The organism is Bergeyella cardium (assembly GCF_003614945.1).
Lineage (GTDB): Bacteria > Bacteroidota > Bacteroidia > Flavobacteriales > Weeksellaceae > Bergeyella_A > Bergeyella_A cardium.
On record NZ_QYCZ01000001.1, the window covers coordinates 601,780 to 622,520 of the forward strand.

At 40.1% G+C, this 20,741-nt stretch carries 13 protein-coding genes; 7 read left to right on the top strand and 6 right to left on the bottom strand.

Annotated elements, in window-relative coordinates:
• Positions 1 to 11 precede the first annotated feature (11 nt).
• The 6 genes from D8991_RS02730 to D8991_RS02755 all read left to right on the top strand — a co-directional run bounded on the left by D8991_RS02730 (position 12) and on the right by D8991_RS02755 (position 8,300).
• Positions 12 to 2,216 (top strand): RelA/SpoT family protein, encoded by a 2,205-nt coding sequence (locus tag D8991_RS02730; protein ID WP_120488656.1) that lies wholly within the window; start codon positions 12 to 14, stop codon positions 2,214 to 2,216.
• A 28-nt stretch (positions 2,217 to 2,244) separates the two neighbouring features.
• A complete protein-coding gene (nhaA, locus tag D8991_RS02735; protein ID WP_120488657.1) occupies positions 2,245 to 3,408 on the top strand; it encodes a Na+/H+ antiporter NhaA in 1,164 nt (387 codons plus the stop codon).
• 65 nt (positions 3,409 to 3,473) lie between these two features.
• Positions 3,474 to 4,397: an ABC transporter ATP-binding protein gene (locus tag D8991_RS02740; protein ID WP_120488658.1), complete on the top strand. Its 924-nt coding sequence runs from the start codon at positions 3,474 to 3,476 to the stop codon at positions 4,395 to 4,397.
• Positions 4,398 to 4,412: 15 nt separating this feature from the next.
• The gene (locus tag D8991_RS02745; protein WP_120488659.1) at positions 4,413 to 5,726 is read left to right on the top strand and encodes an ABC transporter permease; all 1,314 of its coding nucleotides are present in this window, start codon (positions 4,413 to 4,415) and stop codon (positions 5,724 to 5,726) included.
• A 456-nt stretch (positions 5,727 to 6,182) separates the two neighbouring features.
• Positions 6,183 to 7,589 (top strand): alkaline phosphatase, encoded by a 1,407-nt coding sequence (locus tag D8991_RS02750; RefSeq protein WP_120488660.1) that lies wholly within the window; start codon positions 6,183 to 6,185, stop codon positions 7,587 to 7,589.
• Between the two features lie 18 nt (positions 7,590 to 7,607).
• A complete protein-coding gene (locus D8991_RS02755; RefSeq protein WP_120488661.1) occupies positions 7,608 to 8,300 on the top strand; it encodes an RsmE family RNA methyltransferase in 693 nt (230 codons plus the stop codon).
• A 114-nt stretch (positions 8,301 to 8,414) separates the two neighbouring features.
• On the opposite strand, the gene D8991_RS02760 is transcribed toward D8991_RS02755, so the two are convergent.
• The 5 genes from D8991_RS02760 to D8991_RS02780 all read right to left on the bottom strand — a co-directional run bounded on the left by D8991_RS02760 (position 8,415) and on the right by D8991_RS02780 (position 17,445).
• A complete protein-coding gene (locus D8991_RS02760) occupies positions 8,415 to 9,098 on the bottom strand; it encodes a hypothetical protein (RefSeq protein ID WP_245957168.1) in 684 nt (227 codons plus the stop codon).
• 5 nt (positions 9,099 to 9,103) lie between these two features.
• Positions 9,104 to 10,195, bottom strand: coding sequence for a WG repeat-containing protein (locus D8991_RS02765; protein WP_120488662.1), 1,092 nt, complete (start codon positions 10,193 to 10,195; stop codon positions 9,104 to 9,106).
• 80 nt (positions 10,196 to 10,275) lie between these two features.
• Positions 10,276 to 14,556 (bottom strand): cobaltochelatase subunit CobN, encoded by a 4,281-nt coding sequence (locus tag D8991_RS02770; RefSeq protein ID WP_120488663.1) that lies wholly within the window; start codon positions 14,554 to 14,556, stop codon positions 10,276 to 10,278.
• Positions 14,557 to 14,717: 161 nt separating this feature from the next.
• The gene (locus D8991_RS02775) at positions 14,718 to 16,694 is read right to left on the bottom strand and encodes a TonB-dependent receptor plug domain-containing protein (protein WP_120488664.1); all 1,977 of its coding nucleotides are present in this window, start codon (positions 16,692 to 16,694) and stop codon (positions 14,718 to 14,720) included.
• Between the two features lie 112 nt (positions 16,695 to 16,806).
• Positions 16,807 to 17,445, bottom strand: a complete 639-nt coding sequence (locus D8991_RS02780) for an HmuY family protein (RefSeq protein WP_120488665.1) — start codon at positions 17,443 to 17,445, stop codon at positions 16,807 to 16,809.
• Between the two features lie 349 nt (positions 17,446 to 17,794).
• Here D8991_RS02780 and sucC point away from each other — a divergent pair, with 349 nt between their 5' ends.
• Complete coding sequence (gene sucC, locus D8991_RS02785) at positions 17,795 to 18,985, top strand: ADP-forming succinate--CoA ligase subunit beta (protein ID WP_120488666.1); 1,191 nt, start codon at positions 17,795 to 17,797, stop codon at positions 18,983 to 18,985.
• 72 nt (positions 18,986 to 19,057) lie between these two features.
• Here sucC and D8991_RS02790 read toward each other — a convergent pair whose 3' ends face one another.
• Positions 19,058 to 20,722 (bottom strand): S8 family serine peptidase, encoded by a 1,665-nt coding sequence (locus D8991_RS02790; RefSeq protein ID WP_120488667.1) that lies wholly within the window; start codon positions 20,720 to 20,722, stop codon positions 19,058 to 19,060.
• Positions 20,723 to 20,741: the final 19 nt, after the last annotated feature.

Here is a 20,741-nt window from a genome sequence, read left to right on the forward strand (position 1 = left end):
GCAAAATAGAGATGGCTTACGACTTAGAGAAAGAGAGCAAGGAGATACTTGCAAGGTACAAAGACCTGATTTCAAATACTTACAGAGCGCTGGATGAGGATAAAAACAGGCTGATAAGAAAGGCGTTTGACATAGCACTCGATGCACACAAAGACCAAAGGCGGAAGACGGGTGAGCCGTACATCTACCACCCAATTGCCGTAGCGAAAATCGTAGCCGAAGAGATTGGATTGGGGGCTACTTCCATCGCTTGTGCACTGCTCCACGATGTGATTGAGGACTCGGAATATACTTATGAGGACTTAAAAAGGCTTTTCAATGAGAAGATTGCTGATATCGTTCGTGGGCTTACGAAAATCTCGGGAATGGCAAACCAGAACCTCTCTATACAGTCAGAAAATTACAGAAAACTCCTGCTCACCCTATCAGAAGATTTTAGGGTAATCCTCATTAAAATTGCCGACAGGTTGCATAATATGCGTACGCTGGACAGTATGGCGCCAGACAAGCAGAAGAAAATAGCTTCCGAGACGGCGTATATCTACGCTCCGCTTGCCCACAGGCTGGGGCTGTATAATATTAAATCCGAGCTTGAGGATCTTTCACTAAAATACAACAACTCAGAGGTGTATTACGAGATTGCCGACAAGCTGGAGCTCGCCAGAGAGCATCGTGAGAAGTATATAGAGGAGTTTAAGACGGAGGTTTCTGAGCAATTGGCAAAAGAGGGGCTAAACTTCTCGATAAAAGGTAGAGCGAAGGCGATTTCTTCGATTTATAGAAAAATGCTGAAGCAGGGTGTGTCCTTTGAGGAGGTGTATGATAATTATGCGATTCGGATTATTTATAAGTCGGATATAAAGAATGAAAAATTCATCGCTTGGAAGATTTATTCTATTGTAACCGACCTCTACCACAGTAATCCATCAAGGATGAGGGATTGGATTACTCAGCCGCGCTCCACAGGTTACGAGAGCTTGCATTTGACGGTTCTGGGACCTGATAAAAAGTGGATAGAAGTGCAGATTCGCTCCGAGAGGATGGACGATATTGCTGAAAAGGGCGTTGCGGCACATTATAAATACAAAGAGGGCTTTAAAGCCTCGTCTGAAGACCGAAATTTGGAGGGCTGGATAAAGGAAATCCGATATATTCTGGAGCACCAGCAGTCGCTCTCCACCACAGATTTTATAGACAATATTAAGCTCAACCTCTACTCAAAAGATGTGTTTGTATTTACCCCAAAAGGCGATGTGAAAACACTGCCGAGAGGGGCATCGGCATTGGATTTTGCTTTCTCTGTACACTCGGGATTGGGGATGAAGTGTATCGGTGCGAAGATACACGGTAAATTAGTGCCGATATCATACATTCTTCAAAATGGAGATCAGATCGAGATACTTTCTTCTCAGAATCAGAAACCGAAAACCGATTGGTTAGATTTTGTAATCACCTCCAAAGCTAAATCTAAAATAAAAGCCTTCCTCAATGCAGAGAAGACTGCCCTTGTAGATGAGGGCAAGGAAATCCTCCAAAGAAAACTGAGACACGCAAAGCTCAACTTTAATGATAATGAGATAAACAAAATGCAGAAGTTCTTTGGGCTTAAAACTTCCCAAGAGCTCTTCCTTGGCTTTCAAGATGGGAGTTTAGATGCTGCCAGCATCAGAAAGTATATTGAAAGCAAGAATGTGCTGAGTAATATCTTCTCGCGGTTTAGGAAATCACCCTCCAAACAGACGGCAGTGGAGGAACAGCCTGATAAAAACCTTAATCTTATCGTTTTCGGGAAAGATGAGGAGAAGCTCGACTACTCATTTGCGAAATGCTGTACGGTGCTCCCAGGTGATAAGATATTTGGCTTTGTAACTATCTCCGAAGGGGTAAAAGTGCATAATGAAAACTGCCCAAATGCGGTAAATCTAAGAGCACAGTATGATTATCGCGTCATCAGAGCGAAGTGGGTAAATGAAGAGAACTTTAAAAATAGAGTAAAAATAGAGCTGGAAGGCTTAGACAGAATGGGAATGATTAATGATATCACTCAGGTGATTACCAATGCAATGCACCTTGATATGAAAGGGATGAGTATAGATTCTAATAATGGGGTGTTCTCGGGTGTTATTCATCTGGAAGTAAAAAACAAGTCTCAGCTGGAAGAAACCTTAAAAAAATTGAAGAAAATCGAGGGGCTTTCCAAAGTGAAGAGAGCGTAAATAAAGAAAAACAAGGCTAAAGATTAGAATGAAACTAACAAGATATTTTAAAAACTTTTTCAACAGTAGCCAGTCCTCTGGCATTATATTAATTTTATGTGTAATTGCCTCACTTCTTACGGCGAATTCCTCTTTTGGAGAGCAATTCCAAGCATTATTAGATACGGAAGTAGGCACGGAAGTCTTCCACTTGAAATATTCGGTTGCCACTTGGGTAAATGACGGCTTGATGGCCGTATTTTTCCTTCTTGTAGGTTTAGAAATCAAGCGGGAGATTATAGAAGGCGAGCTTTCTAATTTTAAGAATGCCTCGCTGCCTATATTTGCTGCATTGGGCGGGATGATGATTCCCGCTATCATCTATAGTTTCTTTAATTATGGCACGCCCTACGCTGGGGGCTGGGGTATTCCGATGGCTACGGATATTGCATTCTCGCTGGCGATTGTTTCTATGCTCGGGAATAGGGTGCCACCGTCGATTAAGATATTTCTTGCGGCATTGGCGATAGTAGATGATTTGGGAGCAATCGTTGTTATTGCTGTTTTTTATACGGAGAGCCTGCATTGGCTTTATCTTTTGCTTTCTTTGGGAATTGTAGTCCTTCTTGTGCTTCTCAATTATTTTAAGGTAACGAAACATATCTATTATCTCGTACCTGGGGTGTTTCTTTGGTACTTTATGCACCATTCTGGGATACACGCTACGATTGCAGGGGTACTTTTAGCCTTTACTATCCCTACGAATGTGTCTCGGGTGAAGATTTCACCTCTTGAAAAACTCGAGCAGAAGCTGCATTTCCCTGTAAATTATATGATAATGCCTGTGTTTGCCCTCGCCAATACCAATATAATGTTTAAAGAAGGTATGGTAGATGGGCTTTTTACTTCTATGGGGCTGGGGATTATTGTCGGGTTGTTTCTTGGGAAGGTAGTGGGGGTGTGTAGCTTTTGTTTTATTGCGATTAAAACAAAAATCAGTGCATTGCCACAGAACAGCAGTTGGGGGCAGATGCTTGGGGTAGGTTTCCTTGCGGGGATAGGTTTTACGATGTCTATTTTCATTGCGATGCTGTCGTTTAAAGATGCTTTTCATCAGTCGGAGGCGAAGTTTGCCATACTTTTAGCATCGATTATATCGGCGATAGCGGGTTTTCTTATATTGAAAAGGGCAGGTGATGGTAAGGAGTATTAAAATATCATTAACTCAGAATTATTTATTATTAACTCCGAACAATTTACGATTAAAACAGAATGAATATGCTTGTAGCGAAGAATCTTACGAAGACTTATAACGGTGGTCAGAAAATAGCCCTCAAAGATTTCAGTATAGAAGTTCCTGAGGGCTGTATTTATGGTTTGCTGGGGCCTAATGGTGCTGGGAAGACGACATTTATCAGGATGCTTAACCAGATTATAAAGCCAGATGCGGGCTCTATAAGCATTAATGGGGAGGCTCTCTGCCTGAAGCACATTAGGGAAATAGGCTATATGCCCGAAGAGCGGGGTTTGTATAAGAATATGAGTGTGGGTGATCAGCTTATTTATTTTGGGGAGCTGAAAGGAATGAGCAGGAAGGCTGCCCTTGATGAGGCTAAGAAATGGTTTGAGCGCTTGAATATAGACCAGTGGTGGAAGAAGAAGATTACCGAGCTCTCCAAAGGGATGGCGCAGAAGATTCAGTTTGTGGTAACGGTGATTCACAGGCCTAAGCTCTTAATTCTTGATGAACCTTTCTCGGGTTTTGACCCTGTAAATGCTAATTTAATTAAAGAGCAAATCATCAGGCTTAAAACTGAGGGAACGACGATTATTCTCTCTACACACAGAATGGAAAGCGTGGAGGAGATGTGTGATTTTGTAGCACTTATCAATAATTCTCAAAAGGTATTGGACGGCAAGCTCTTCGATGTGAAGGAAAGGTTTAAGGAGAATAGATTTAGTGTGGAGATTTTCAATATCAACCGAGAGATGCTGGCGAAATTTAAGGAAAAATACAGCCTAAATATCTCTGAGACTGTGGATATGAGCTTGCCTTTGAGCTTTGAGGTCTCTGGTGAGTACGAGCAAAGTGCGATTCTCTCTGACTTGATGACGGTGGGAGATATCCGCAGGTTTGATGAGAAAATCCCAAGTATGAATGAAGTATTTATCTCTGCTGTAGAGAGAAAAAATCCATTATAAACCAAATAAAAAACGATGAGAAATATTATTTTAATCACGAAAAGAGAATACCTGACGCAGGTGAAGAAAAAATCATTCATTATCCTTACGGTTCTAACGCCGTTGCTGATTATTGCCTTTGGAGGGCTTATTGGTTTTATGTTTAGCATTAATAAATCTACGGCTATTATAGAGGTATCTGACCAGAGTGGGCTGTTCAAAGATGAGCTGAAATCTACTGATGATGTGGTTTATAGGTTTATCTCAGCGCCGACGGAGAAAAGTATAAAGACTAACCTAGAAACTCGAGAGAAGCTCAGTGGAATCTTGGTGATTCCGAAGCTAGAAGCGCAGAATTTTGACCGATTGGAGGAGAATACGACGCTTTGGGTGAATGATAATATTGGTTTTGAGGCGAAGAAGAGCATTGTTTGGGATTTAAAATCCATTCTCCAAAAGCAGAAAATAAAAGCATTGGGATTGAAAGCCAATGAGATGGAGAGTATTACTAAAAAGACCTTTAACCTGAATGTGGAGAGCATTAATGAAGATAATAAGGCGGATACTGACCTTGCTTTTGGGGTGAAAACAGGTCTTGGGATGCTGCTGATGTATGTAACCTTTATGTTTATCCTAATGTATGGCGTGCGTGTAATGCGCAGTGTATTAGAGGAGAAGAATAATAGAGTGGTGGAAATCATCATCTCGTCTGTAAAGCCATTTGAGCTGATGATGGGGAAGATTATTGGGGTTACTTTTGTGGCTCTTACCCAATTTAGCATTTGGATAATGATGAGTGTGGCAGGTGCGGTGTTTTTTAATGCGAGTTTTTATAGATTGCCGATGAATCTGCCGAGTGGGGAGGTGCAAACAGGGAATACCGACCCTAATATTATCATTAGTGAAGTGTCTCATACGCTATTGGAGATGAATTTTCCGCTGATTATCCTTGTTTTTATTCTGTTTTTCCTTTTAGGCTATGTTTTTTACAGTTCTATATACGCTGCTATCGGTTCTGCGGTAGATAATGAGACCGAAACCCAGCAGTTTACCCTTATTGCCGTGCTACCGATGATGATTGGGGTCTATGGTAGCTTCTCTATCATTAATAATCCCGATGGACCGATGGCGTTTTGGCTTTCTATCATTCCATTTACATCGCCTATTGCAATGGTTGCGAGAATCCCTTACGGTGTGCCTGCTTGGCAGATTGCTATTTCCCTTTTTCTGCTTTTGGGCGCCGCTCTTCTGATGGTGTATGCCGCAGGGAAGATTTACCGAACAGGAATCCTAATGTATGGCAACAAACTTAGCCTGAAAAACCTCTATAAATGGTACCGTAGCCGGTGAGGCAGCCACGGCGTGGCAGGCACTTTTTTTTTCATATATCAAATACCGTAGCCAGTGAGGCACTTAGCCGTAGTATGGTAGATACTTACAGCAAATGAGCTACCTATTTATTAGCTAAAACCATTTGCCTATTACTTAAATTTTATAGGTTTATAATGTGTTGATAATACTATGAAAGTGTAAAATTGAAATTTCATAGTGATGAAAGAAAAGTTCGTAGTGATGAAAATAGGATTGTATAGTGATAAAATAGAAAATCCATAGTGATGAAATTAGGATTTCTACTGTAGGAGAATTTATTTGTATGGTTATTAATTAAATAAAGAAAAGGAAGATATTGTCTTTCTATTATTGTAGAAAGAGAGGCTTTAATAAAAGAGTGAATACCTCCTCTTTGTTTGTATGCTCATTATTTCGTAGCTTTGGGCACTAAAAAATAATTAAAATATAGTACCGATGGATAGAAGGAAATTTATAAAAGGAACAGCCCTTTTTTCTGGGTTGCTCGCTGTAAATCCACTTGACTTACTCTCTGCAAAAAGTTTAGACCTCCCTCAAAAAGGCAAAAAAGCAAAGAACATTATCTTTATGGTAAGTGATGGGATGAGCTCTGGAACGCTGGCAATGGCAAACCTGTACTCCAATAGAATTCTCGGTAGAAATGGAAACTGGATGAACCTTTACCTTGAAAATAAGGTCTCCCGAGCATTGATGGACACCGCTTCCGCAAGCTCTATTGTAACCGATTCTGCAGCGGCGAGCTCAGCATTCGGTGGAGGAATCCGAGTGAAAAACGGAGTGCTCAATATCGGAGCGAATGGAGAGAAACACCTCCCGATATGGCAAAAATTTAAAATGAAAGGTAAAAAAGCGGGGTGTGTAACAACGGTAACTATAACCCACGCTACACCAGCAGGATTTTGTATAAATTCCCAAAAGAGAAAAGCAGAGCCAGAAATTGCAGAAATGTACGCAAATATAGGCTTTGATGTAATGATGGGTGGTGGAGATGAAAACTTTAACCCTGAAAAAAGAGCGGATAAAAAAGATGTATATGCCCTCTATAAACAGAAAGGTTATCAGATTTTTAAAGATAGAAATGACTTTAAAAAAGTAGATAAAAATAAGCCGATATTGGGGGTTTTTAACCACGGAGCATTGCCTTACTCCATAGACAGAAGTTCGAATAAAGAGCTACAATCTGTACCTACACTGGCAGAAATGGCAAAAGTAGCCATAGACCAGATGAAAGACCACAAGCAAGGTTTTGTACTCCAAGTAGAGGCAGGGAAGGTAGACTGGGCAGCACACGGAAATGATGTCGCTGCATTGATACACGACCAACTCGCATTTGATGAGGCTATTAAGGTTGTAATGGATTTTGCAGAAAAGGACGGAGAGACCCTCGTAATCATCACTACAGACCACGGAAATGCAAACCCTGGAACTATCTATGGCTCTGGTGCGAATAAGGGATTTGACAGTATTGCCGACTTTAAATATACCAATGAGTTTCTCCTCAACGAGATAAAGCCAGACTATACGCCCAACCAAGTGAAAGAATGGGTAAGAGAAGTTAATGGCTTCGCTCTTACTGATGATGAAGCTAAGCATATTATAGGCTTCTACAACGGCTTGGAGAAAGAAGACGGGCTCTATAATTATAAGAAACTTCCGTTTAAATTCTTTGCCGATATACAGAAAAAGTACGATTCCGTAGGCTGGATTAGTATGGACCATTCTGGTGATTATGTGGAGCTTGCTGTGTATGGTCCTGGTATGGAGCTCTTGAAACCATTCGTGAAAAACACCGATCTGCACTATTTAATGCTCAATGCTGCAGGAGTAGAAAATAAGTTTTAACGAAACTGAAGCCGAGAAATGAAAATCTTTTATGGTAAAGTATTTCCTCAGGTAGAAATCAATGAAGATGAGCAGCAGCACATCTTGAAAGTTCTCCGAATGAAAGATGGGCAAAGCCTCTCCATTACTGATGGGAAGGGGAATCTCGCTCACGGGAAACTTATCATAGAAGGGAAGAAAGCTCTGCTCGGAGTAGAGGACATACAGGCTGACTTGCCCGCCTTTACTCCGAGTTTGCACATCGCGATAGCTCCTACAAAAAATATAGACCGTACAGAGTTCTTCGTAGAAAAAGCTACAGAAATGGGCATTTCCGAGATTACATTTCTCCAAACAGATAACAGCGAGCGAAAGAATATCAACATAGAAAAAATCCGAAAACAGGCGATAGCTGCCTCTAAGCAAAGTCTGAGGGTGCATTTCCCAATTGTGAATGATTTGGTGAAGTTGCGCGATTTTCTGAAAACCATAGATCCAGAAAAGACTTTCGTAGCCCATTGTGATAGAAGCTTGGTACGCATTCCCATACAGGAGCTTAAAGTAGAGAACAGACTTACGATACTCATCGGTCCTGAGGGGGATTTCTCCACTGCCGAGATTGAGCAGCTCTCTACTCTTGGGATAAGGGCAGTAACGCTCGGAAGCCAGCGCCTTCGCACCGAAACCGCAGGGGTATATGCTGCTGCTTTTATCTATTCAAAGATGAAGTAGGGGAGGAGGTCAGTTTGTTTTTAAAGTTGAAAATTTAAACTTTTCAGCTTATACACAAGCAAAAAGCACGGGTGAAATTATCCGTGCTTTACTTTTTTTATCTGTGTTTGTAGCTTATTTAGTCTTCCTTATCCTCCACCAGATTTTATTAATGAAGAAACCTAAGATAAACATCCCTATAAAGAGCAGGAAGGTAAGCCCTAAGGCAGTGAAGTTCATCGGCTCACTTTTAGGGACATAGATAGTATTGCCATTGGTTGTGGAAATCAGCCCTAGAATAGTGATAAACAGGCTAGTGAGGAAATGTACCTCTAATCTAAAATCTTCCTCTGGCAGGAGTTCCTTAATGCCATATGCTCCACCGATAATCAGCAGGAGTACACCTATTGCCAGCACCGTAGTGGTGGTAAAGAAATCTGCCCCAGAGAAATAAAAAATAGACTGTGTAAGCAGGTAAAACAGCACTGGAAATATCAGTAGGCTTGGGTACCATTTCAGGATTTTATAGCCTCGGCTTTCCTTGCCCAAGAAGAGGGTGCGGAGGGCTAAGAAGCAAAAGCCAATGCAGAACCCTGCTTCTATACTCACGAGTACTGCCATATTGCTGAGGACTTTTGTGTTTTCTAATGCCTGCTGTATCGTAACCTGAGACTGCTCTATGGCATAGGTATAGGCAAAGAGCAGGAAGCCAGCGGATAATACTCCCATTATGGCAACTTGCCAGAGCTTCCAGAAACTGAGTTTTATCAGTGTATTAATGATGATAAAAACGATAAGTATGTTTAAAATCAGTTGCATAAGATTTACTTTAAAGTGTGGTTTCTAATAGTACAGCTGATGAACTGTATCCCTTCTTCGGTTTTAATGAAATTAAAATGGTCTTGATGGCTGAATTTCCCTTTTTCATAATAGGATATTATCAGGTTAAAAATAGGAAATCTGTTAATATCTCTTTCGCCGCAATTGTTGTAATGATGTTCAAATTCTTTTTCTATTTTTTCGGTAAGAGGGGTATAATCCGAAAGTTGATAGTCTTTTTTAGAAAAATAAGCCTTCAATTTCTCTGAAAGTATAGTATAGTTTTTTTCTATAAAATCTTTTGCAGGAGCAGAAATCCAGCCTTTTTCTTCATCCCAATAAACGATTTCTTTATAGGAATTTTTTAGAAGATATTCTTTGTTTAGATTTTTAATCAATTTTTCGATGAAGTTTTTAAAAAGTTTTTCATTGTCCACGAAAGAATAATATTTTCCATTTTTTCCTAAAACATTGATTCGGTTTTCGTCCTTAATTGGTTTTTCAATTACTTTTAAGGAATAGATATCTAAACTTTTCGGCTCTGGAAAATCCTCAACGAGAATTTCATTTTTTGAATTGATTAAAACATTCTTGCCACCTACCCAGCTCCAATGGTTGCACCCGGAGTGCTCATTATGTTTTTCCCAATATTCTTTGTATGCCCCTTGTAGCGCGATGGTCATTCCATTTTTTACAGGGAATAAGTCGCTGTATTTGGCTGGAATTACAATTTTGCCTTCGTGATTAAACATTCCGACTTTATCCGTTTTGGAATCGTGAAATCTAATGAATCCCTCACTTTCACAATCAAAAGTCATATCAAAGATATAAGTGCTGTCCTTTCCAAATGTCTTCCCATTTTTCAGCATATAATATACTCTTGAGAAATTTTCATCATCCATTAAGGCTATTATTTTATCAAACTTACGAGCTGAAATAAGACCTCTGAATCTTGGTTTAATCATTACCTCACCTTTGGAATTTTTAAAGCCGATATCATCAGTATCTGGATTATAGAAAGCCGTCCAAATATCATTGTTCTGTGCAAATGTACAGACAGAGATAAAGGAGAGAATGCTTAATAATCTTATTTTCATACGGCTGCTTTTACTTTGATATTCTTAATAATATAAAAGCAGTTTAGGATATTGAGATACCCTAAACTGCGAATTAAAGATTAGTCGGATTTTCTTTTTTTCTTGAAGTAGATGAGCAGAGCGATAAAGACAATTAAGATACCTCCACCGATGAAGAGCCCATTGAGAGAGACTTTTTCTTTTAATTGTTCTGTATTGTTCTCTTCTTTTTTCAGGACTTTTCCGTCTTTCACCTGTGTAGTACCGGACTTCATCTTTTCAAGAGATCCTTTGTATTCGGTTGCCTGTGCTTCTGGGAGCTTTTTAGCGATATAGTTCTGAAGTTTTACATTTTTTGCAGAGAAGTCAGAAGACTCGGCTCCATTTTCTTTCACAAGGTCGTTATGCATCATTGCCAGTTTAGCAATTTTTCCTGCATCGGCTTTCCACATACCTTTTCGTGTAGCTTCGAGCATTACGGCAGTTACGGTTTGCAGTGAAGCACTGTTCTTCTGATGGATGAAATCCTTTATACCGAGGTTATGCTTATCTTCTACATAGGTTTGGTAGAGCTCTTCCCACATTGCATCATCTACTACCTCTGGTCGTGTAGCTTCCCAGCCGAACATATTGGTTGCAATTTCTGCAATTTGTCCAGCGCTGGAGCTTTTTCCTTTCATCATTTCTTTGATGTATTTCGGATTGAAGATGGTTGCCTGTGCTTCTACACCTACGGCCTCTTTCAGCTCCTGCATTCTCATATTCTTATGGTTTCGGTAGTCTGCAAGGTAGGCATCGGGGTCTTTGCCTGTTACATCTTTAATAGCAGCATTCATCCCTCCCATAAATTCAAATACATGGTCAAGGCTTAGCGCTCCCCAAGTGTTATTCTGTCTTGGCTGGATGAGTACATCGGTATTGCTCAGTGCAGCACGGAACATACCTTCTTCGTGCTGGCTCCATTCTTTTTCTGAGCCGTAGAGTGCTCCCATATTGTGGATGTAAGTTTTGGCAATATCTTGTGTAGATTCCCATTTATCACCAGAAAGCATCATCTCTTTTGTACCTGTATCGTATCTGCCTTGCTGCCCACCAAAGATTCTGTAGTTAGACATTTCTCTTGCGCGCTTAGGTGGTACTCCTGCTTTTACCAGTTGTTTTTCTATTTCTATTGTACCTGCACTTACTTGGTTATCAAATTCATCGTCTTTGGCATTAGCAGCCATTTCTACCGCTTTGGTAAGCAGGAAGAGGCGCGAAGCTGCTAAATCCCTGAACTGACCAGAGGTTTGAATTACCACATCTATCCTTGGTCTTCCCAATTCTTTGGAAGGAATGAGGCGTACATCTACTACTCTACCAAAGGAATCTCTTACAGGCTCTACACCGAGCATATACAATGCTTGAGCGATAGATACCCCTTCGGTTTCTATAAATTCTGAGCTCCAGAAAGTATAAGCCACTTTTTTAGGATAAGCTCCTTTGTGTTTCTTTTTATATTCTTCTATGGTTGCTTTTGCCAGGGTCACTCCTCTATCCCAAGAGAGCTCACTCGGAGTCATTTCCGCATTTACGGAATACATATTTCTCCCCGTAGGTACGGCTCTTGGGTTGGCTACTAAATCTCCACCTGAAGAAGGCGGTGTATAGCCACCATTAAGTGCATTGATAAAAGATTTGAATTCGATTTCAGGGCTTTCGAGAAGCGCTTTTTTATTATCTACAACAGCTTTCAGGGTTCTTTCTATGTCGAGTACAGCTATTGCTTTTTCTTTTACTTCTTTTGGTATTTCAGGCTTTTTGGTTTCGGTTTTTGCTTCGCCTTTTTTTACCGTTCTTTTACCTCCTGGGTTGTAAGGCTCGAGTCTTTCTCCTCGTTTTACCTTTTCCATTAGTTTTTTAGCAACAAATTCAGGCATTCCTTCTGGGATTTTTCCTGCTTTCAGTTGTTTCTCTATATCGGAGAGTTCTGCAGAGCCTTTGCCTTTTTTCTCCATAGATTTTTTGAGGAAGAAAGGCATTTCCCTTTTTGGGGTGAGGATTTCTCTTGATTTTTCTATTTCAGAAACGGGAACTCCCGCTACTTGTGCTACTAATTCTGGGGTAACAGCCTTGCCTGCTAAGATTTGGTTAACTAAATTTTTCGCTGGGTTCAGGTAGTTTTCTGTGAAGAATACTTTCCTTTTCAGCTGTTGGTCGGTTACTTTTCCTCTTAGTTTGTCTAATGCCGCCACGGAATATGCCAGAGGGTCTGTGCTCATCGCCAGTACGGTGGACTGTATCTTGTCTGAAGAATAAGGCTCTCCCATTGTGTAGAACTGCCCGTTGATTTTCTCTGTCGCGATTTCCTCTGCGAAGTTTTCCAATTTATCGATTTCCTCTTCTGTATAAGGTTTTGTGAGTACGGAGTCTAATCTCAAACTTCTGTGGAAGCCCATTTTTACAGCATCGGCTTTTATTTTAAGTGAGAGGTCTCTCTTGTGGTCTTCTTCTTTTGCTTTGTAATAGTAGTTGATTTTATCCATCAAGCTATTGAAAGCGGTTCGGGTATCACTCTCGGTAAATGCAGGGTTGAGGTAAGACACTAAACTCGCATAAGTACGGCGTTTAGCCATAATACTCTCTCCTACATTGGCAATGGTATAGTAGTAGAAGTGAGGTACGGCACCTATGCAGATATCTCCCCAATCATCTCCGTCGAGAGCCACCTGTTTATGTGGAGTAAATTCCAATGAACCGTGGGTTCCAAAGTGTATCATAGCATCTGCTTTGAAACCGTGCTGAGTCCAAAGATAAGTTCCGATATAAGCGTGAGGAGGGATTTCTTTAGCACCGTGAGCTACTTTGAACTGGTCATCCGAGCTAATACCCGCAGGAGGTTGAGGGAGGATCACTACATTTCCAAACTTCACCCTTGATACTGCGAGATAGTTCTTCCCATCTTTTGTTACGCCCATATAGGAGTAAGGAGCAGCACCATTTTTCTCCATTACTTTTTTGTAGAGGTCTTTGGAGAGAGCTCCTTTTAGCCATTTTTCGTACTGAGTAGTTTCTATCAGCTCTGGGTCTCCGTTTTTCACATATTCGTCAAATGCTCCTTGCGCACTAGAGAGGAAGATATTCCCTTTCAGGTTGAGGACTTTCTCAAACTCCTCTTCTGTAGCTGGGAGGTCATCTACGGTATAGCCTTCAGCTTTTAGCCTTTTCAGGAAGTTGTAGAGTGAGGCATTGGTCTCAAGTCCCTGTGCTACAAGAGGATTTTCTCCATAACCTTTGAAGTAGTAGATGGCTACCTTCTTCTCAGCGTTTTGTTTTTCTTTCAAGCGGAGATAGTTATTCACTACTTGTGTAAAGGTTTTAAGCCTTTCGGGCATTGCCTTAAACATATAGAAACCGTCTTTGCTTTTCTCTTGAGCTATGAGCGCATAAGGGTAAAGGGCACCGTCCAGCTCGGGCATTACAATGGTTTGCCCCATAAAGCCACCGAACATTCCCATTGGGTTTTTCTTCCATTCTTCTTCTAATTGAATGATGGATATCGGTGTAAAGAGTGGGATATTTTTCTCTTTTAGATATTCTACGGTAACCTCTGGATCCATCATCTGCACCCTTCCGTGTGGCATATAGATAACGGCATCTGGGTTTATCTCTTTTAGAAAATCTATCCTCTTTCCAAAAGATGCGAAAGGATAAACATTAAGACCTGATTTTTCTAAGGATACGATAATACTGTCTATATGCTGCCGATTCCCAGAAAATGGGTCGTGGATTCCCGTAATGAACGCCACTTTTGGCTTGCCTTCCTTATAGATTTTCTCTTTTTTAAGAAATGCTTCAAAGTCTTTTAATGTAGGGAAGTGGTTGTCTTCTCCCAGATAGAAAAAGGCATCGCCTATACTCTTAGCGGGCTTTTCTGGAGCGGTAGCAAAGAGCTTTTTACCATTGATTTTAGTGCGGACATATCTTGCAAAGTTCTGATAGTTCTTTTTATTGGCAGAGTTTAAGTATGCATCTACTTCCTCCAGCTGAGTTTCCGAGAGGCTCGTAATATCATTCTCTGGTGAGGTTACGGAGATAAAGTGTGTAGGGACTTTCTCTGCAATTTTGAGGAAAGTTTCTCTCTGCTCATCATTAATTCTCAAACCCATTCCCCAAGTGAGGACAAAGTCATAACCATCGAGTTTATCAATTTCCTCAAGAGGAACATCTACAAACTTGATGAAGCTGTCCGAATTGGAAAGGGCAATGTTTGATACCTGATAGTTCGGGAAATTTACAAGAGCAATACGCGTAGGCGAAGCCCATTTGCTCCAAACGAACCAGCAGGCACTGAGTAAAACGGCAACAAAGACCGCTAACAGAATTTTCTTCTTGTTTTTCATTATATATAAGTTTTTTATTTTAATAAATACTGTAGCATCTAAGGCTATCTCTCTCTATTTTTTCTTAATATCCATCTTGCAAATCTCCTCCACTTGTAGGACTGTTTCCTCCACTTGTAGGACTGTTTCCTCCACCTGTAGGACTGTTTCCTACGCCTTGCCTACAAGGTATCATCATTCTCTTTTTTCTTCATATTGAAGTTCCATCTTACCCCTAAATAATAGGTCCTTCCCGGGCTAATGGGTGAGTAGAAATCAGCAGTAGGTGTTTTATAATTAAACAAATTGCTAACGCCTGCTACTACCGAGAAGTTGAGCGGTAGCTGGGAGGAGAGCTTCAGCCACCAGAGGGAGTAGGGGCTGTACCAGTAGGTTGTGATATTCCCAGCACTATCTTTCTCGGCAAAGGTACTGCCAGAGATGTACTTCCCGCTGATGAGTACATCAGGAATATAGAGCTTGTGAGCGCTGTATTCTGCCTTAAAGGTAAGGGTATGCGGGCGAATTTCTGTGATTCTCCTCTGTCCTATGCTGTAATAGGAGTAGGAAGTTCCAAACTTAAAGTGTTTGTTGGGTCTGTAGGTGGCAGAGACCTCTGAGCCGATGATGTCTGAGCGCCCACTGAAATTTACATATCGTATTGTGTCGTTATTCGCTGTCCATTTATTGGAAATTTTATTCTTGATGCTCGAGTACTGAGTCATAAAAGTAAGATTCAGCTTCTTGTTGAGGTTAAAATCTACAGATACGGTGTAGTTATCGCTGGTTTCGGGTTTGAGGTTTTTATTGCCCATTATTTGGAAGCCTCCGCCCCAAGGGTGGAACCAGTTGGTGTAAAGCTCTTTCAGAGTAGGGGAGCGGAAGCCACCCGAATATCCTCCTCGCAGGGTCATCAGATTATCGAGCTTATACATTCCTGAGAGTCGGAAAGTGAAAAAGTTTTTGAAAAGGGAATGATGGTCGAGTCTGGCACCCGTTACAAGAGTAAATGAAGGGCTAAGCACCCAATCTTGCTGAGTAAAGAGAGTGTAGGTCTCGGCTTGTTTTTTCTCGGCACTTCCCGAGTCATTAAATCTAAAACTGAGAAGCCTGTCAGCCAAGACTTCACCACCTGCTACTAAGGTATGCTTACCAAAGAGAGTTTGGTTGTATTCTGCTGTGCTGCGAACAATCTGGTTTTCGTAATCTTTCTCTTTTTGTTTGAGGAGTCTGTAGTATTTGAATTTATCATACCTGTCAAAAGCTCCGCTGATGCTAAGGTTTTTATCTTCTGTGAGTTTAAAATTGGCTTTGAGACCTCCTGTATAGTTATAGTACTTATCTCTTATTTTTTTACTGTCGTTATCTCCTCTATTTCTCTCGCTATAATAGTAGCCAGGGGTAAGGGTGAGGTCTATTTTCGGACTGATATTAAACTGTAGCTTGGGATTGATGGCATAATTGGTAAAACCTGCTACATTTATCTCAGGGTATTTGGCTACGCCGCTGTTATCTATTACTGGTTCTGTCCCTCTTATGATATAGGGCTCTCTCATTTTGTAGAAAGAGGAAACGCTGAAACTTCCCCACTTTTGTTTTGTACCTGCGGAGAAGTTGATTTTATGGTTAATACTGGTATCATATAAATACCCAGCGGTGATGTCTAATGGGCTTTGAGAATTTTTGGTAATGATATTAATAACCCCACCAATAGCATTAGAGCCGTAAAGAGAGGAAGATGCCCCTTTTATGATTTCTATCCGCTCGATGTTATCAAGGTCTATTCTGTCGTAGTCTATGTTATCAAAGGTTTCACCAGCAAGCCTTTGCCCATCCACAAGGAATAGGATGTATTTTCCTCCGAAGCCCATCATATTGATATTGGGCATACCTCCGTCATAAGTAAAATTGATTCCAGAAAACTCATTCTCTAAGAAAGACTGAAAGTCTTTGGATTGAGACTTTTTTATTTCATCAGAGGTAATGACTTGTACGGGTATAGGTACATCTTTTAGCTTTTTTAGAGAGCGAGTAGCGGTTACCACTACTTCCTGTATATCTTTTATACTATCTTTTTTTTTCTCGGTTTTCCTTTGCCCAAAGAGAGGAACACTGATGAGTACAATAACTAAGGCTGTTGAAATTTTTAATTTTAACATTACTATTTCTATGGTAATTAGTGTTAAAAACCAAAATAGAATTACCATAATACTACAGTAACTCTATTTTAGATTAAAAGTTATTAAATGATGAGATTAACATTCCATTCTATTAGAACTTACCATCGTTAGAAACTTGGTATGTAAACTTAGGATAACCACCCTGGTTTTTCTCATTAACATAATCTGTAACTTGAAGTTTTACAAATTTTTTACCATCAGCAGTTTTTACTACATAAACCCACTTATGTGTAATATAAGGTGTTTTACCTTGTTGTGCTAATGAAGGGTAAAAAGATGCAAAGCCATTTACTTGACCTTGATCACCATTTCCGCCAGAGATTGCACTATTATAAGAAAGTTCCACAGTTTGTGGAGGGTAGCCTATTTCTACAGTCTCTTTTTTATCATCTGCTAAGAAACCTGAAGTAGGTGCTTGTTTCAATGCACTGAAATCTTTTCCATCGGTTTTAACAACACCTCCTTTCCCTTTTCCTGAAAAGCCACTATTTGTTTTAACATAAAGTCTTTGAAAAGCTATATCCCAATTAAGGTCATTATCCGGATCTGTTACTGTAACCTCAGTTCCTTTACTGAAAGAGAAATATTTCCAAACATTTTTTTTACTAGCATCTAATGTTGCTTCTTTTGCACCTGTAGGGACAGGGGTTGGAAGTGGTAAATCTTCATCTCTACTGCAAGAAGTTAGTGTTAAAACTCCTAATACTAAACTAAAAAATATCTTTTTCATTGTAAAAATTTTGAGGCAAAAATATGCTTTATTTGTAATGAATAAATATTTATTTATATGATAAAAATCATATTTTTTAATTTTAAAGCGCAGGCAAAGGTAAGATTTATTTATAGAATTATAACGCCTGATAGAGTATTTCTATTGATATTAATAATATTTTATCTGTGTGTTTAGATATTTAAACAGTAATTCGTTTGATTTAACTTTTTTCATTAATGTTTATAAAAGATGGCTTGTAGAGCAGCTTTCTGTAAAAAGAAAATTTATTTTAAATCTATTGTTGCCCATTTATCACTTTTTTTTAAATTTGTGAGCACTTTCAAAAAGAAAATAAATATAGTATATTATGAATCTTCACGAGTATCAATCTAAAGAGATTTTATCAAAGTATGGCGTTGCAGTGCAACGAGGCATTTTGGCAAATAATGTAGATGAAGCAGTATCTGCCGCTGAAAAATTAACCGCAGAAACAGGAACTCAAGGCTGGGTTGTAAAAGCACAGGTTCACGCTGGAGGTAGAGGAAAAGGAGGGGGAGTAAAATTCTCACCTAATATGGATAAACTAAAAGAAAACGCACAGAATATTATAGGTATGCGTTTGGTTACCCCTCAAACTTCCGCAGAAGGTAAATTAGTTAACGCTGTTTTGGTCGCAGAAGATGTGTATTATCCAGGTGATTCTGAACCAAAAGAATTCTATGTTTCCGTACTTTTAGATAGAGCATTAGGTAAAAATACCATTGTATATTCCACAGAAGGAGGTATGGATATTGAGCATGTAGCAGAGGTTACCCCTCACCTTATTCATAAGGAGGTAGTAGACCCTCAGCTTGGTTTGCAAGGCTTCCAAGCGAGAAAAATCGCTTTTAACCTTGGGCTTTCTGGCAATGCTTTCAAAGAGTTCGTGAAATTTATCTCTGCTCTTTACAATGCGTATATCGGTATTGATGCTTCTCTATTTGAGATTAACCCTGTTTTAAAAACATCAGACGATAGAATTATTGCAGTAGATGCAAAAGTTACATTAGATGATAACTCCCTTTACCGTCATAAAGACCTTGCAGAGCTTAGAGACAAGAGAGAAGAAGACCCAATGGATGTAGAAGCTGGCGAGGCAGGGCTTAACTTTGTGAAGCTCGATGGTAATGTAGCTTGTATGGTAAATGGTGCCGGTCTTGCAATGGCAACTATGGATATTATTAAGCTCTCAGGAGGTAACCCTGCAAACTTCCTTGATGTAGGTGGTACCGCCGATGCTCAAAGGGTACAGACCGCTTTTGGAATTATCCTTAGAGACCCTAATGTAAAAGCGATTTTAATCAATATCTTTGGAGGTATTGTGAGATGCGATAGAGTAGCACAAGGGGTGGTAGATGCTTATAAAGCAATGGGAAATATCCCTGTGCCGATTATCGTAAGACTTCAAGGTACAAATGCAGAAGAAGCGAAGAAGATTATTGATGAATCTGGATTAAATGTACACTCTGCTATTACACTTGAAGAAGCAGCAAATAAAGTAAAAGAAGTTTTATCATAACTTGAAATTTTAAAATGAAGAAAGCGACTGATATATCAGTCGCTTTCTTGTTTATTGGGAGGGTTTAGATTTTTATTTTCTTTTAGACCTTCCCTTTTTGCTGTCTTTATAGAAATGGGTGTAGGCATATTCAGCCGCTTTTGCTACATCTATTACGCCTCCTGCTTCGGAGATGTTTTCAAAAGTATTGTTGGGTGCAGCAAGCCCTGTTTCGGACTTGGATTTATTACTCGTCTTCACCAGAGATTCTATAATCTGCTGTGGGCTGAGGCTTGGCATATAAGACCAAAGCAATGCCGCTGCTCCTGCCACTACAGGTGATGCCATAGAAGTCCCTTGCAGGTATTGGTATTTGCCGTCGGGTACGGTAGAATAAATCTGCTCACCTGGTGCGAATACATTCACCATTTTCTTGTTATAGTTAGAGAAGCTCGCTTTTAAGTCATCATTTCTATTGGTGCTCGCTCCCACTACAATCATATTAGATACGAAAGGTTTGGTATCAGATGTTTTCTTGAAGTTCGTAGGGAAGTATTCATATACTTCTATGTCTTCGTTTTCGTTTCCTGCGGCTTTTACGAGGAGTACGCCTTTGCTTTCGGCATATTTAAGGGCTTCCCATACTTGTTTTTTACCAGGGGAAACGGGCTTTCCGAAAGACATATTGAGGATTTTCGCTCCGTTATCTACGGCATATCTAATGGCATTAGCTACATCTTTATCTCTCTCGTCTCCGTCTGGAACGGCTCTTACGGTCATAATCTTCGCTACTTTGGAAGCAACTCCGTACTGCACTTCGCCTCCCTGAGGGTAGCCTGCAATAATCCCCGCCACATGGGTTCCGTGTAAGGCATCTGGACCTTCGTAGTGGTTATTTCCGTAGTGTTTTTGGTTGTAGTTGTTATAATCATCGCCTACGAGCTCTGCTCTGGTATCAAAGTCAAGGTCATACTGTTTTGAGGAAGGCTCATAGTGGTCAAGCGCTTCTTTCACCATATTATCCATATAGTCTTTTACCTTATCTGGAGTAGCGCCCTTCAGCTCTGGGTCTTGTCCCAGCCTTGAAAGAAAATCCAATGCAATGGCTTCGTCTGGCTGAGTAGGAGTAATTTTTGAAAGCACTTCCTGAGAGAGGTTTTTACCTTTTAATAGCTTAATCATCGTAGGGATGGTCTCTTTCAGCTTGGTGAAGAATGCGGTATATCTCCTGCTTTCTACGCTTTTTTCGTCGTAGATTTTTTTGGATTTCATATACATTTCAAACTCTTCGGGCATTTTGGCTTGGTTCGCCTTGTTTTTTGCTGAGTTTTCGCTTTCAAATAGAGGTTTATACTGCCTTACCACTCGGGTTACCTCCATATTATCCACATCTACATCTCCTTTGCTACTTCCCATAAAGTTCCAGCCGTGTATATCATCTACATAGCCGTTTTTATCGTCATCAATTCCATTATTAGGGATTTCCTTTGTGTTTATCCACATATTTTTGATGAGCCCTGGGTGGTCTACCTCCACACCGCTGTCTAGCACACCCACGACAATAGGCGTAGGCTTCAGCCCTTTGGACTCTAAGAAGCTGTACGCCCCTTGTGTATTCACACCATAGACATTCGCGGTTTTAATGTCTTTATGATACCAAGTCATCAGGTCATTACCCTGATTTTTATCTGCACTTTGCTGTGCAAAAGCCAAGTTTAAGCCTGCCAATAATGCAGATGCTATAAAAATTCTTTTCATTTTGAAAATATTTTAAATT

Bases quoted from the DNA above. Each gene is read 5' to 3' on its own strand.
- D8991_RS02730 (WP_120488656.1), top strand. From the start codon at position 12: ATGGCTTACGACTTAGAGAAAGAGAGCAAGGAGATACTTGCAAGGTAC.
- nhaA (WP_120488657.1), top strand. From the start codon at position 2,245: ATGAAACTAACAAGATATTTTAAAAACTTTTTCAACAGTAGCCAGTCC.
- D8991_RS02740 (WP_120488658.1), top strand. From the start codon at position 3,474: ATGCTTGTAGCGAAGAATCTTACGAAGACTTATAACGGTGGTCAGAAA.
- D8991_RS02745 (WP_120488659.1), top strand. From the start codon at position 4,413: ATGAGAAATATTATTTTAATCACGAAAAGAGAATACCTGACGCAGGTG.
- D8991_RS02750 (WP_120488660.1), top strand. From the start codon at position 6,183: ATGGATAGAAGGAAATTTATAAAAGGAACAGCCCTTTTTTCTGGGTTG.
- D8991_RS02755 (WP_120488661.1), top strand. From the start codon at position 7,608: ATGAAAATCTTTTATGGTAAAGTATTTCCTCAGGTAGAAATCAATGAA.
- D8991_RS02760 (WP_245957168.1), bottom strand. From the start codon at position 9,098: ATGCAACTGATTTTAAACATACTTATCGTTTTTATCATCATTAATACA.
- D8991_RS02765 (WP_120488662.1), bottom strand. From the start codon at position 10,195: ATGAAAATAAGATTATTAAGCATTCTCTCCTTTATCTCTGTCTGTACA.
- D8991_RS02770 (WP_120488663.1), bottom strand. From the start codon at position 14,556: ATGAAAAACAAGAAGAAAATTCTGTTAGCGGTCTTTGTTGCCGTTTTA.
- D8991_RS02775 (WP_120488664.1), bottom strand. From the start codon at position 16,694: ATGTTAAAATTAAAAATTTCAACAGCCTTAGTTATTGTACTCATCAGT.
- D8991_RS02780 (WP_120488665.1), bottom strand. From the start codon at position 17,445: ATGAAAAAGATATTTTTTAGTTTAGTATTAGGAGTTTTAACACTAACT.
- sucC (WP_120488666.1), top strand. From the start codon at position 17,795: ATGAATCTTCACGAGTATCAATCTAAAGAGATTTTATCAAAGTATGGC.
- D8991_RS02790 (WP_120488667.1), bottom strand. From the start codon at position 20,722: ATGAAAAGAATTTTTATAGCATCTGCATTATTGGCAGGCTTAAACTTG.